This is a genomic window from Streptomyces catenulae, from assembly GCF_000718015.1.
Classification (GTDB): Bacteria; Actinomycetota; Actinomycetes; order Streptomycetales; family Streptomycetaceae; genus Streptomyces; species Streptomyces catenulae.
The window spans coordinates 218,679-231,229 of the sequence record NZ_JODY01000001.1; the positions used below are offsets into that span (position 1 = coordinate 218,679).

12 protein-coding genes and 1 riboswitch are annotated in these 12,551 nt (G+C 75.0%); of the genes, 7 read left to right on the forward strand and 5 right to left on the reverse strand.

The annotated features are described in order from the left end of the window. Nucleotides 1-320 precede the first annotated feature (320 nt). The 3 genes from IF23_RS0100955 to IF23_RS0100965 all read right to left on the reverse strand — a co-directional run bounded on the left by IF23_RS0100955 (nt 321) and on the right by IF23_RS0100965 (nt 2,819). Nucleotides 321-1,643, reverse strand: coding sequence for a sensor histidine kinase (locus IF23_RS0100955; protein ID WP_030278654.1), 1,323 nt, complete (start codon nt 1,641-1,643; stop codon nt 321-323). A 2-nt stretch (nt 1,644-1,645) separates the two neighbouring features. Further along, nucleotides 1,646-2,329, reverse strand: coding sequence for a response regulator transcription factor (locus IF23_RS0100960; RefSeq protein ID WP_030278656.1), 684 nt, complete (start codon nt 2,327-2,329; stop codon nt 1,646-1,648). A gap of 139 nt (nt 2,330-2,468) precedes the next feature. Next, nucleotides 2,469-2,819 (reverse strand): hypothetical protein, encoded by a 351-nt coding sequence (locus IF23_RS0100965; protein WP_030278658.1) that lies wholly within the window; start codon nt 2,817-2,819, stop codon nt 2,469-2,471. A 383-nt stretch (nt 2,820-3,202) separates the two neighbouring features. Here IF23_RS0100965 and IF23_RS0100970 point away from each other — a divergent pair, with 383 nt between their 5' ends. After that, the gene (locus IF23_RS0100970) at nt 3,203-3,847 is read left to right on the forward strand and encodes a LysE family translocator (protein ID WP_030278659.1); all 645 of its coding nucleotides are present in this window, start codon (nt 3,203-3,205) and stop codon (nt 3,845-3,847) included. Between the two features lie 288 nt (nt 3,848-4,135). Continuing rightward, nucleotides 4,136-4,624, forward strand: a complete 489-nt coding sequence (locus IF23_RS0100975; RefSeq protein WP_030278662.1) for an acyl-CoA thioesterase — start codon at nt 4,136-4,138, stop codon at nt 4,622-4,624. 134 nt (nt 4,625-4,758) lie between these two features. Here IF23_RS0100975 and IF23_RS0100980 read toward each other — a convergent pair whose 3' ends face one another. Continuing rightward, nucleotides 4,759-6,030 (reverse strand): MFS transporter, encoded by a 1,272-nt coding sequence (locus IF23_RS0100980; protein WP_030278664.1) that lies wholly within the window; start codon nt 6,028-6,030, stop codon nt 4,759-4,761. Between the two features lie 226 nt (nt 6,031-6,256). On the opposite strand from IF23_RS0100980, the gene IF23_RS0100985 reads away from it, so the two are divergent. Next, nucleotides 6,257-7,540: an ROK family transcriptional regulator gene (locus tag IF23_RS0100985; protein WP_030278666.1), complete on the forward strand. Its 1,284-nt coding sequence runs from the start codon at nt 6,257-6,259 to the stop codon at nt 7,538-7,540. Nucleotides 7,541-7,582: 42 nt separating this feature from the next. Here IF23_RS0100985 and IF23_RS0100990 read toward each other — a convergent pair whose 3' ends face one another. After that, nucleotides 7,583-8,356, reverse strand: coding sequence for an SDR family oxidoreductase (locus tag IF23_RS0100990; RefSeq protein WP_030278667.1), 774 nt, complete (start codon nt 8,354-8,356; stop codon nt 7,583-7,585). 195 nt (nt 8,357-8,551) lie between these two features. Beyond that, nucleotides 8,552-8,682, forward strand: a riboswitch (FMN riboswitch). A 185-nt stretch (nt 8,683-8,867) separates the two neighbouring features. Between IF23_RS0100990 and ribD the strand changes: the two genes are divergently transcribed. From ribD to IF23_RS0101010, 4 genes are read left to right on the forward strand one after another with little or no spacing between them, the layout of a single operon-like run. Then, nucleotides 8,868-9,962: a bifunctional diaminohydroxyphosphoribosylaminopyrimidine deaminase/5-amino-6-(5-phosphoribosylamino)uracil reductase RibD gene (ribD, locus tag IF23_RS0100995; RefSeq protein WP_037677031.1), complete on the forward strand. Its 1,095-nt coding sequence runs from the start codon at nt 8,868-8,870 to the stop codon at nt 9,960-9,962. Between the two features lies 1 nt (nt 9,963). After that, nucleotides 9,964-10,581, forward strand: coding sequence for a riboflavin synthase (locus tag IF23_RS0101000; RefSeq protein WP_030278672.1), 618 nt, complete (start codon nt 9,964-9,966; stop codon nt 10,579-10,581). Continuing rightward, nucleotides 10,578-11,231, forward strand: coding sequence for a nicotinamide mononucleotide transporter family protein (locus IF23_RS0101005; protein ID WP_030278674.1), 654 nt, complete (start codon nt 10,578-10,580; stop codon nt 11,229-11,231). Before IF23_RS0101000 ends, IF23_RS0101005 begins: the two co-directional genes overlap by 4 nt. Further along, entirely contained in the window at nt 11,228-12,511 is a 1,284-nt protein-coding gene (locus IF23_RS0101010) for a bifunctional 3,4-dihydroxy-2-butanone-4-phosphate synthase/GTP cyclohydrolase II (protein WP_030278676.1), read from the forward strand. Before IF23_RS0101005 ends, IF23_RS0101010 begins: the two co-directional genes overlap by 4 nt. The last annotated feature ends 40 nt before the right edge of the window (nt 12,512-12,551 follow it).

Genomic DNA, 12,551 nt, shown 5'->3' on the forward strand with positions numbered 1-12,551 from the left:
CACACCCACGCACCGTGCGGGAGCCAGGAACCGGCGCCGCACCGGCCGGATCGGACCGGCGGACGGGGCCGCCCGGAACAGACGCCTGCCCGGCCACACCGGGAGACGACGGACACCGGCGGTCCGCACGGAGGCCGTACGGCGCGATGTACACGGAGACGGAGCGGTGCACATCCACGACCGGTCACGGCCGACGATAAGGGGCAAACGGGGCGATCGGTGCAGCTCGGCGGGGTGAGGTGCGCCACCTGCCCGGTGCGAGGGGTGTGAGGTGCGTCAAGGAGGGCGCCGGGCGACGGCGCCCCGGGGCGCCGCCCCCCTCACTCCGCCGGGTCCGTGCCCCCGCGGGCGATCAGCCAGGTGAAGCGGGCGTACGGGGTCCGCCGGGTGACCATCAGACGGCCGCCCTCGGCCTCCACCAGGGAGCGGGCGAGGGTGAGCCCGATGCCGTGGCCGGTGGCCGAGTCGTTCTCCCGGCGCCGGGCGAACACGTCCAGCCCCTCGGGCAGCCCCGGGCCCTCGTCCGCCACATCCACCGCCACGACCCCGGAGGCGTCGCGCGCCACGACCGTCACCGCGCCGGTGCCGTGCGCCACCGCGTTGGCCAGCAGCACATCGAGCACCTGCCGCCCGGCGCGCGCCGAACCGACCGCCTCGGGCAACTCCTCCTCCGCCGTCACCCGCAGCGGACGGTCCGCGGCCCGCAGCTCACCCCGCCACCGCCGCTCCGCCTCGGCCAGCAGCGCGCCCACGTCCAGCGGCGCCCGCTCGGGCACGTCCCGCGCCAGGTCGAGCAGCGCGCCGAGGGTCGCCTCCATGTCGCTCAGCGCGGCCAGCGCGGCGTCCGTCGCCGCCCGCGCGACCTCCCGCGGCGCCTCGGCCGGTACGGACTCCAGCTCCAGCCGCACCCGGGTCAGCGCGGTCCGCAGCTGGTGCGAGGCGTCGGCGCTGAACGACCGCTCCCGGCGCAGCAGCTCCGCCACCCGCTGCGCGGCCCGGTTGAGCGCCCGGGCCACCTCGTCCGCCTCGGGCAGCCCGGTCACGGTGGCCCGCGCGGTCAGATCGCCCTCCTCCAGCCGCGCCGCCGTCGTCGCCAGCTCCTCCAGCGGCCGGGCCAGGCTCCGGCTGGAGCGGAACGACAGCGCGACCGCGACGCCGACCGCCACCGCCGCGAGCGCCAGCATCCCGGCCCAGGTCACGGCCGCCCGGCGCAGCGGCCCGTCGGCCGGGGAACTGACCCGCACCACGGCCCGGACCTGCTCCGAGGTGCCCACCGGGACGGCGGCGACCAGCCTGCTCCCGACCCGGTGCGAGGAGACCGAGCCCTCCAGGGCCTCCTGTACCGGCAGATCGCCGGCGGGCGGACCGGCGGCGCGCAACGGACCGGACGCCCGCACGAGACGGGCGTCGGAGTCGTAGACCCCGACATGGGTACCGGGCCGCAGCGGCGGCAGCTCCAGCGGGTCCCAGCGGCCCCGCACATCGGCCGGTACGTTGATCGCCACCCGGGCGGCCACCTGCTGGAGGTGCTGCACCTCGTCCTGTTGGTACAGCCGCAGGATCGCCACCCCCAGGGGCACCGAGAACAGCAGGATCGCGCAGACCACCGCGATGACGCTCGCCTGGAGGATGCGGCGGCGCACGGTCAGCCCGTCGGCGGTTCGAGGCGGTAGCCGTAGTGGCGCAGGGTGGTGATCCGGATCATCCCGCCGAGCTTGCGGCGGAGCGCGGCGACATGGACGTCGAGCGTCTTGGTGGGGCCGAACCAGTTCTCGTCCCACACGTCGCTCATCAGCTCCTCCCGGCTCACCGCCCGCCCGCTGGAGGTGACGAGGCGGACCAGCAGATCGAACTCCTTGGGCCGCAGCTCCGTCTCGCCCTCCGGGGTCAGACACCGCCGGGCCGCCCGGTCGATCTCCAGCTTCCCGTGGCGCAGCGGCCGGGCCGCCCCGACCGGACCGTCCGGTGCGGCGCGCCGTAGATGCGCGGCGAGCCGGGCCTGCAACTCGGCGAGGCGGAACGGTTTGGTGAGGTAGTCGTCCGCGCCCGACTCCAGCGCCTGGATGACATCCATCTCGCCGGTACGGGCGCTCAGCACCACCAGGACCGCGCCCGGCAGCCGCTCGCGCAGCTCCCGGCAGAGTTCGAAGCCGTCGGCGTCCGGCAGCCCCAGGTCCAGCAGCACCAGATCGGCCGGGCCGCGCGCCGCCCGGGCCCGCGCCGAGGCCGCGTCGGGACACCAGGTGCTCTCGTGTCCCAGCCCGCGCAGCGTCCCGGCGAGGCGGTCACCGATGGTCTCGTCGTCCTCCACAAGCACGATGCGTGCCACAGATTCATGGTACGTACGCGCCTTGGGGCCGCATCCGCGGGCGGGGGAGGGGCGGGCCGGTGGGGTGGCCCGGCGGGACGGTTTCCTTCAGGAAGGCTTCCTGATCCCGCGGCCTCCCCGGACCGGGCCCGTCCGCCGTTCAGTCCCCCTGGGACCACGCCGCGACCGGCAGCGACAGATAGATGCCGACGTCCTCCAGCCCCGTCGTGGCGGCGACGCCCTCGTACAGCCGGTCCACCCGCTCCTGCCGGTCGGCGGCCCGGCTCTCGAACCACTTCGATCGCACCTCGATGACGACGTCCAGCCCGCTGCGGTCGTACGGACCGAGCGGCCGGAAGCGCAGTTCGATGTCGCCGGGCTGCAGGTCCCCGTCGTAGGGCTCCTCGGGGCACTCCACCGCCTCCGACACCAAGTGGGGCAGGACCGAACCGAGGTGACGGAGCGTCGCCTCGGCGACCTCGGGCGCGTAGGTGATCTCGACGAGGGGCATGGGGCCACCCTAGTGACCGGCCCCGGGGCGCCCCGGACGGGCCGGTCGTCCCGACGCGGAACGCCTCCGGCTCCGGACGGGCCACGGTCCCCGCGCCGCACCCTCGCCGCACTCCTCGCCGCCGCCGAGGAAACCGCGCTCCGGACCGGCCGGGAGGGCGGTCGGCGGCGCACAGATCCCGGTCGGCTCCCGGTCGGCGGCCGGTCGGTGGCCCGGCGTCGGAGGGGCCGTACGCGGAGGGGCGCGTTCCCCCTGTGGCCGGTTCTCCCCGGGGTCGCCGTGTCCGTCCGCGCCCCGTGCGCGCATACGTGAGGATGGCCCGAGGGTCGGCGGGGGCCAGAGACCGGACGGTGCGGCCCGACGGACCAGGAGGTGGCCGACAGATGGTGTCCACGGAGAGTTTGCTGGCGTTCGCGGTGATGTCGCTGGTGGTGATCGTGATCCCCGGCCCGAGCGTGCTGTTCGTCGTCGGCAGAGCCCTCGCCCACGGCCGCCGCGCGGCGCTGGAGACCGCCCTCGGCAACATCCTCGGCTCGTACGCGCTGATCGTCGCCGTGGCCTGGGGGCTGGGCGCGGTGGTGGAGCGGTCCGCGGTGGTGTTCACCGTCGTGAAGCTGGCGGGCGCGGTGTACCTCGTCCACCTGGGCATCCAGGCGTTCCGGCACCGCAAGGAGATGCACGCGGCGGACATCGACGCCCCGGCCGGTGCCCGGCGCGGCCCGCTGCGCACGGTCCTGGACGGCGCGCTCGTCGGCGTCACCAACCCGAAGGGTCTCGTCTTCTTCGCCGCCGTCCTCCCGCAGTTCGTCAACCACGCGGCGGCGCACATCCCCGTACAGATGATGGTGCTGGGGCTGGTCCCGGTGACCATCGCCCTGGTCACGGACACCCTGTGGGGCCTGGGCGCCTCCGCTGCCCGCACCTGGTTCACCCGCTCGGAGCGCCGCCTGTCGCTGGTCGGCGGCGCGGGCGGCCTGGCGATGATCGGCCTGGGCGTCACGGTGGCGGCGACCGGCCGCGCGGACTGATCCGCCGGACGGCACCCGGTGCGCCTCCGCGGCGGGCGGCGCACCGGGAGAGTCGGGATCTCGCCACCGCCTCCGGGCGGCGGATCCGTACGGGAACGCCGCCGCGGACCGGTGCCGTGCCTCGGCGCAGCGGACCGGCAGGGCGCTCCGGCCCGGTGTTCCCGGGCGTCACGGCGGGCGAGACAGCCGCCCCGGAGGCGTCGAGGTGCCCGCCGGACCGGGCACCGTAAGCAGCCGCTTACGATGGTTTCCTGCCATTTTGCACAGCACCACCCAGGAGCATCACCCGTGAGCGTCGAACCCCTCCAGTCCGCCCGCCCCGTCCCGTTCGGGCAACTGGTCCCCGTCATCGTCCACTTCGACGACCTCGACGCCCTGGGGATGCTGCACAACTCGCGCTACCCGGTGCTGGCCGAACGCGCCTGGGCCGACCACTGGCACCGCCACGGCTTCACCTTCGAGGGCGACTGGGCCGCCGCCAGCGACATGTGCAACGTGATCAAGGAGATGAAGGTCTCCTACGAGCGCCCGATCACCCGCCCCGGTCGCTACGCCGCCCATCTCTGGATCGAACGCCTCGGCCGGACCGGAATGACCTACGGCTTCCGGATCTGCGCCGCCGACGGCACCGAGACCTACGCCCACGGTCACCGTGTGATCGTCCGCGTCGACCCGCAGGCCCTCCGCCCCACCCCGTGGTCGGACCACGCCCGCACCCTCGCCGCGGAACTCCTCCGCCCCACGGCGGACGAGACACCGGAGGGCGAAGCGGCCTGACCGGCTGAAGCGGCCTGACCGGCGGACGTGACCTGACCGGCTGATGCGGCCTGAGCTGCCCGGACCGGGCCTGATCCGGCCGGGCCGGACGCCGGTGCCGAGGGCCGTCCCGCCGCGGGCGGCCCTCGGCCGTGTCACGGACGGGGCGGCGCCTCCGCCGCGGGCGGGTTCCCGGTCGCGGCCGGGGGCTGCGCCGCGGTGTGCGCCTCCGCCGTCGCCGCCGGTGCCGGAAGGGGCGGGAGGCGCAGCACCCGGGCGCCCGCGATCAACCCGACGGCCAGCGCCGTCACCAGGGCGAACGAAATCGTCAGGGAGGTTGCCTGAGCGATGCCGCCGATGGTGGACGGTGCGATCAGCCCCGAGGCATAGGTGATCGTCGCGACACCGGCGATGGCCTGACTGGGGGCCGGACCGCTGCGGCCCGCGGCCGCGAACGCCAGCGGCACCACCACCGCGATCCCCATCCCGACCAGCGCGAACCCCGCCATCGCCACCACCGGGTGACGGGCGGCCACCACCAGCAGACCGCCCGCCGTCGCGAGGACCCCGCCGCACCGCACGGTCCGCACCGGGCCGAAGCGGGCCACCACCCGGTCGCCCGCCAGCCGCGCCGCGGCCATCGTGCAGGCGAACGCCGTGGTGGAGGCGGCCGCCGGGCCCGCGCCCGTCCCCAGGACGTCCCGCAGATAGACCGCGGACCAGTCCAGACTGGCGCCCTCGGCGAACACCGCGCAGAACCCGACGGCCCCGATGACCAGCGCCGACTTCGGCGGCAGCGCGAAGCGCGGCGGCGCGGGCGCATCGGCCGCACCCCGCAGATCCAGCACCCCGCCGCACGCCACCGCGCCCACCAGGGTCAGGACGAGAGCCGTGACGCCCAGGTGCAGCCGGGCGTCCGTACCGGCGTGCGCGGCCACCGTGCCCGCCGCCGAGCCGAGCAGCGCGCCCACGCTCCACATGCCGTGCAGCCCCGACATGATCGGCCGCCCCAACCGGTCCTCCGTCTCCACCCCCAGCGCGTTCATCGCCACATCCGACGTGCCCGCGCTCGCGCCGTAGACCAGCAGCGCCGGGCAGAGCGCGTACAGACCGGGGGAGAGGGCCGGGAGGATCAGCGAGAGGGTCCACAGGGCGAGCAGACCGCGCAGCGCCGTACGGGCGCCGAAGCGGTGGCTGATCCGTCCGGCGAGCGGCATCGCCAACGAGGCGCCGATCGCGGGGAAGGCCAGCGCGAGGCCGAGCTGCCCCGCGCCGATACCGGTGTGCTCCTGGATCCAGGGCACCCGGGTGGCGAAGCTGCCGGTCACCGAGCCGTGTACGAGAAAGACCAGAGAGATGGCCCACCGGGCGCGGCGGAGTGCCGCGGCCGGTGGAGGGACGTCGTTGCGGGCACCGTTGCCGACCATGGCGCGCAAACTATCAGGAACCCTGCCTGTTAATAAGAGCGCCGCGAACACCGGCTGTTGGGCAGCTACGCGGGGCCGCGCCACCGCCCGTGGAGCGCCGCCGGAACACCCACCGCGGACCCCGGCCCGGCCGCCCGTGCGGCGCCCCGGCGGTACGGCCGTCAACCAACGGCGAGTTGTCCACAGGCCGTTCGCCGGGTTGACGGGGTCTGGAAGGATCCCGGCCATGCATGCACCGCGCAGCGAGGCCGTCGGCCGGACCGCCTCTCCCACCACCGCACGGCGGATCAACGACCGTCTCGCCCTGCAACTTCTCCAGGACGAGGGCCCGTTGACGGCGACCCGGCTCAGGGAGCTGACCGGACTCTCCCGCCCGACCGTCGCCGACCTCGTCGAACGGCTCCGGGCCGCCGGTCTGATCGCCGTCGTCGGGGAGAGCGGCGCCCAGCGGCGCGGCCCCAACGCCCGGCTCTTCGGCATCGTCGCCGACCGCGCCCATCTCCTCGCCCTCGACCTGCGCGACCACGGCGTCAGCATCGCCGTGGCCGATCTGCTCGGCGAGATCCGTGCCGAGCGCACCGTCCCTCTCGCGGAGCACACCCCGCCGTTGCACGCCGTCCGGGCCACCCGCCGCGCGATCGACGAGGCGCTGACCGCCGCGGGCGCCACCGAGCCGCACACCGTCGCCGTCGGCGCGCCCGGCCTGATCGACCCGGAGAGCGGCCGTATCGGCGGCACGGACTGGGTCCCCCGCTGGCACCACGCGGTGGTGACCGCGCTGGAGGAGTCCGGGGCGCCGGTCCTGCTGGAGAACGAGGTCAACCTCGCCGCCGTGGCCGAGGCGCGCGACGGCGCGGCCCGCGCGCGGGACACCTTCGTCCTGCTGTGGCTGGGGCAGGGCACCGGCGCCGCCGTGGTCCTCGACGGCCGCCTGCGCCGCGGCGCCTCCGGAGGCACCGGCGAGATCGGCTTCCTGCCCGTCCCCGGCACCGGCGGCCTGCCCTCCGCACACGGCTGCACCGGCGGTTTCCACTCCCTCGCCGGATCGAGGGCGGTGGTCCGCCTGGCCGCGGAGTACGGCATCGAACCGCCGGACCCGGCGCCGGTCCGCACACCCGACACCGGGGCACACCCCCCGGCCGCCGCCCCCGGGGCCGACGGCCCCGATGCCTACGTCACCGCCGCCGAGGCCCTGATGCGCGCCGCCGTCGAACGGCCCGGCGGCGCCGCGTTCCTCGACGACCTCGCCGCCCGGGTCGCCCTCGGGGTGGCCGCGGTGAGCGCCGTCCTGGACCCCGGCTGTGTGGTGCTGGGCGGCGAGGTCGGCCAGGCCGGGGGGCCGGAATTCGCCCGGCGGGTCGCCGCGCAGCTCGCCCGGGTCTCCCCGCTCGCCACCGAGGTACGGGCCGGGACGGTGGGCGGCCGCGGTGTGCTGCGCGGCGCCGTCCTCACGGCGCGGGACGCCGCCCAGAACACCCTCTTCCCGGGCCCCGCCGAACCGCACCACTGACCCCACCCGGCCCGTCCCCGCAGGCCCCGGCCCCGTCCGCCCTCACACCCGCCACCCCGCCCGCTCCTTCAGGAACTCCTCGTACGTCCGGACCCCGACCGCATGGCCCGGGGCCAGGTTCTCGCCCGCGCGGAAGCCCGCCATCGTGCGGCCCGGGAGCCACAGCGGGACCGCGAGGCGGCGTCGGCCGCCGTACCGCAGGGTGAGCCGGACCAGGTCCCGGGCGTCGAGGATCTGCGGGCCGCCCATGTCGGTGGCCCGCCCGGCGGGGTCGCCGAGCGCCAACCCGGCCAGCCGCGCCGCCACTTCGCGCACCTCGATCGGCTGGACGCGCACCCCCGACGGGTACGGCAGCAGCGGGGAGCGGGCGCCCGCCTTCACCACCCGGAGCACCAGATCGTGGAACTGCGTCGTCCGCAGGACCGTCCAGCCGGGCCGGTACTGCTCGACCATCCGCTCCACCACCCGCTTGGTGCGGTAGTAGCCGAGCGGGATGCCGCCCACCCCGACGATCGAGATGTAGACCAGATGCTTCACCCCGGCGCCCTCCGCCGCGGCCAGCAGATGGTCCGCCGCCTCCTCGTCCCCGCCCGCCGGGGCCGACGCGCAGTGCACCACCGTGTCCACCCCCGCCACCGCCTCCGCCAGCCCGACACCGTCACGCAGGTCCACCGCGTACGGATGGAGCCCGGGGGCGGTCGGTCCGGCGGGGAGCCGCCGGCTCAGCGAGCGGACGTCGTGACCGGCGTCGAGCAGTCGGCCGACGACGGCCCGGCCGAGCGTGCCCGTACCGCCGGTCACCAGAAGAGTCGCCATCGCGGATCATTCCTTGAGGTCGTAAGGGTGAGGAGCGCCGTACCCACGGCGGGTCCGTCGTAGGTGTGACATCCATTCCAGGCCCGGCACGCCCCGGAAACCGGTGGCCCCCGAAGCCTGTGAGGCACCCCACAGGGTTCGCCCGCATGGCCGACGATCAGCCGTGGCACACTGGCCCTGTACTGAAACAAGCAGCAGCGCACTCCGGGGTCGGTGTAATTCCGAACCGGCGGTAACAGTCCGCGACCCGTCCGCAGCCAGCGGCCGGTTGAGCAGGTGAAATTCCTGCACCGACGGTGAAAGTCCGGATGGGAGGCAGTGCGCGGCGGGCGAGCTTCGGTGACCGCCGCAGGTGGTGCGTCCGGTGCGTTTTCCGGGCGGGCTTTCCCTTTTTCCACGGCGGGTCCGCCGTCGTTCGTTTCCGCTTCTGCCGTCCAGGCAGCCCCGGAGTCCGTGCCCGAAGAGGCAGGAGGACCCGGTGGCCACTCAAGCCCCCGTCGAGACCGCGGCGATGCGCCGCGCCATCGCACTCGCCGCCCACGGGCTCGGGCACACCAGCCCCAACCCCGTCGTCGGCTGCGTCATCCTCGATGCCGAAGGCCGTACCGCGGGCGAAGGTTGGCACCGGCGCGCCGGTGGCCCGCACGCCGAGATCCACGCCCTGGCGCAAGCCGGTGAGCGGGCCCGCGGCGGCACCGCGCTCGTCACGCTGGAGCCCTGCAACCACTCCGGCCGCACCGGACCCTGCGCCCGCGCCCTCATCGACGCCGGGGTGGCCCGCGTCGTCTACGCCGTCCCCGACCCCAACCCCACCGCGACCGGCGGCGCCGCCACCCTCACGGCCGCCGGGGTCGACGTCGCGGCCGGGCTCCTCGCCGACGAGGCCACCGCCGTCAACGAGGCGTGGCTGACCTCCGTCCGGCTCCGCCGCCCCTTCGTCCTGTGGAAGTACGCCGCCACCCTCGACGGCCGGATCGCCGCCGCCGACGGCACCAGCCGCTGGATCTCCTCGGCCGAGTCCCGCGCCGACGTCCACCGGCTGCGCGCCCAGGCGGACGCCGTCGTCGTCGGCTCCGGCACCGCCCGCGCCGACGACCCGCAGCTCGGCGCCCGCGTCACCGGCCTCACCGATGACGAGGTCACCCAGCCGCTGCGGGTCGTCGTCGACTCCGGCGCCACGGCGGTCAAGCCCGGCGCCCGGGTCCTGGACGGCACCGCGCCCACCCTGATCGCCGTCGCCGAGGACGCCGACGCCGCCCACCTCGAAGGGCTCGCGCCCCTGGTACGGCTGCCCCGCGCCGCCACCGGCCGCGGACTGCGCATCACCGCCCTGCTCCACGAGCTGTACGCCCGCGACGTCCGCTCCGTCCTGCTGGAGGGCGGGCCGACGCTCGCCGGGGCGTTCCTCGCCGCGGGCGCCGTCGACAAGGTCGTCGCCTACCTCGCGCCGGTCCTGCTCGGCGCCGGGCCCGCCGCCGTCGGCGACGCCGGAATCACCACCCTCACCGATGCGTTGCGCCTCGACATGAGCGAGACCGTGCGCCTCGGCCCCGATCTGCGGATCACCGCCACCCCCGTCCGCCACACCCCGCACGAGGAGATCTGACGTGTTCACCGGAATCGTCGAAGAACTGGGTGAGGTCACCGCCGTCGAGAACCTCGGCGACTCCTCCCGCTTCCGGCTGCGCGGCCCCGTCGTCACCGACGGCGCCCGGCACGGCGACTCGATCGCCGTCAACGGCGTCTGTCTCACGGTCGTGGACACCGCGGACGGCGAGTTCACCGCGGATGTGATGGCCGAGACGCTCCAGCGCTCCAGCCTCGGCGCGCTGACCACCGGCTCCCGGGTCAACCTGGAGCGCCCGACGGCCCTCGGCGGACGCCTCGGCGGCCACCTCGTCCAGGGGCATGTCGACGGCACCGGCACGATCACCGAGCGGATCCCCGGCGAACACTGGGAGATCGTGAAGATCGCCCTGCCGCCGCAGCTGGCGCGCTACGTCGTCGAGAAGGGCTCGATCACCGTCGACGGGGTCAGCCTCACCGTCGTCGACGCCGCCGACGACCACTTCACCATCAGCCTCATCCCCACCACCCTCGCCCTGACCACCCTCGGCATCAAGCAGGTCGGCGACCCGGTCAACCTGGAGGTCGACGTCCTCGCCAAGTACGTCGAGCGGCTGCTCGGGCAGGGCGGCACCACACCCGAAGGAGCCGTCCGGTGACCGCGGTGACCTGGCTCAACGGCGAGGCGTTCACCCTCTTCGGACAGCACGTCATCTGGTCCGACATGATCGGCAACACCATCGGTCTCGCCGCCCTCGCCCTCGGCTGGCGCCGCTCCATCTGGACCTGGCCCGCGCAGTTCCTCTCCGGCGTCATCCTCGTCGCCGCCTACGCCTCCGCCCACCTCAGCGGCGGCGTCGGCAAGCAGCTGCTGGTCATCGTCGTCGCCCTGTGGGGCTGGCGGTCCTGGCGCCGCGGCCGCCGCCAGGCGCAGGACGGCTCCATCGCCGTCCGCTTCGCCAGCTGGCGCGAGCGCGGAGTGCTGCTGGCCGGTACCGCCGCCGGTACCGCCGCCGTCGGCGGCCTCTTCGCCCTCGTCCCGCAGCTGTCCTGGAACCCCTGGCCGGACGCGTACATCTTCGTCGGCACGCTCGCCGCGATGGTCGCCCAGGCCCGCGGGCTCGTCGAGTTCTGGTTCGCCTGGCTCCTGGTCGACCTGGTGGGCGTCCCGCTCGCCTTCGGCAGCGGCCTCGCCTTCTCCGGCCTCGTCTACGTCGTCTACTTCGCGCTCGTCATGTGGGGCCTGCGCGACTGGTGGCTGCGCTCGCGCACCGGCGCCGCCACCGCCCTGGAAGGAGCCGCGGCATGACCGCACTGCAGAGCTGGTACGAGCCCGGGGCGGCGGACGACGCCGCGGACCTCACCCTCGACCCCGTCGAGCGGGCCGTTGCCGACATCGCCGCCGGACGCCCCGTCGTGGTCGTCGACGACGAGGACCGGGAGAACGAGGGCGATCTGGTCCTCGCCGCGGAGAAGGCCACGCCCGAGATCGTCGCGTTCATGATGAGCGAGTGCCGCGGTCTGATCTGCGCGCCCATGGAGGGCGACGCACTCGACCGCCTCGCGCTGCCGCAGATGGTCGAGCACAACACCGAGTCGATGCGGACCGCCTTCACCGTCTCCGTCGACGCCACCGGCGCCCACGGCGTGAGCACCGGCATCTCCGCCGCCGACCGCGCCACCACCCTGCGGCTGCTCGCCTCCGGCGCATCGCAGCCCGGCGACTTCGTCCGCCCCGGCCACATCTTCCCGCTGCGCGCCCGCCCCGGCGGCGTCCTCGTCCGCAGCGGCCACACCGAGGCCGGGGTCGACCTCGCCCGCCTCGCCGGACTCCGCCCGGCCGCCGCCATCGTGGAGATCGCCGGGGAGGACGGCACCATGCTGCGCCTGCCCGAGCTGGTGCCGTTCGCCCGCAGGCACGGCCTCGCGATCATCTCCATCGAGGACCTGATCGCCTACCGCCGCCGCTCCACCCCCACCGTCCGCCGCGAGGCCACCACCCGGCTGCCCACCGCGCACGGCGACTTCACCGCGTACGGCTACCGCTCCACCGTCGACGGCGTCGAGCACATCGCGCTGGTCGCCGGGGAGCTGGGCGACGGCGAGGACGTCCTGGTCCGCGTCCACTCCGAGTGCCTGACCGGCGACGTCTTCCACTCGCTGCGCTGTGACTGCGGCCCGCAGCTCCAGGCGTCGCTGGCGCGGATCAGCGCCGCCGGGCGCGGCGTCGTCATCTACCTCCGCGGCCACGAGGGACGCGGCATCGGCCTGCTCTCCAAGCTGCGCGCCTACGAACTCCAGGAGCGCGGCCGCGACACCCTCGACGCCAACCTCGAACTGGGCCTGCCCGCCGACTCCCGCGACTACGCGGCGGGCGCCCAGATGCTCCAGGACCTCGGCGTCCGCTCGGTCCGGCTGCTGACCAACAACCCCGACAAGACCACCGCCCTGGCGCGCCACGGCCTCACCGTCGCCGGACGTGAGCCGATGCCCGTCCAGGCGGGGGAGCACAACCTCCGCTATCTGCGCACCAAGCGCGACCGCATGGGCCACGACCTGCCCTGGCTCGACCACCAGGACCAGCGGTAACGCACCTCCCGACCGTCCCCGACGACACCACCACCAGTAC

Excerpts from the sequence above, each read along its gene's own strand:
- IF23_RS0100980 (WP_030278664.1), bottom strand. The coding sequence starts at position 6,030 with ATGGTCGGCAACGGTGCCCGCAACGACGTCCCTCCACCGGCCGCGGCA.
- IF23_RS0101010 (WP_030278676.1), top strand. The coding sequence starts at position 11,228 with ATGACCGCACTGCAGAGCTGGTACGAGCCCGGGGCGGCGGACGACGCC.
- IF23_RS0100970 (WP_030278659.1), top strand. The coding sequence starts at position 3,203 with ATGGTGTCCACGGAGAGTTTGCTGGCGTTCGCGGTGATGTCGCTGGTG.
- IF23_RS0100965 (WP_030278658.1), bottom strand. The coding sequence starts at position 2,819 with ATGCCCCTCGTCGAGATCACCTACGCGCCCGAGGTCGCCGAGGCGACG.
- IF23_RS0100985 (WP_030278666.1), top strand. The coding sequence starts at position 6,257 with ATGCATGCACCGCGCAGCGAGGCCGTCGGCCGGACCGCCTCTCCCACC.
- IF23_RS0100990 (WP_030278667.1), bottom strand. The coding sequence starts at position 8,356 with ATGGCGACTCTTCTGGTGACCGGCGGTACGGGCACGCTCGGCCGGGCC.
- ribD (WP_037677031.1), top strand. The coding sequence starts at position 8,868 with ATGCGCCGCGCCATCGCACTCGCCGCCCACGGGCTCGGGCACACCAGC.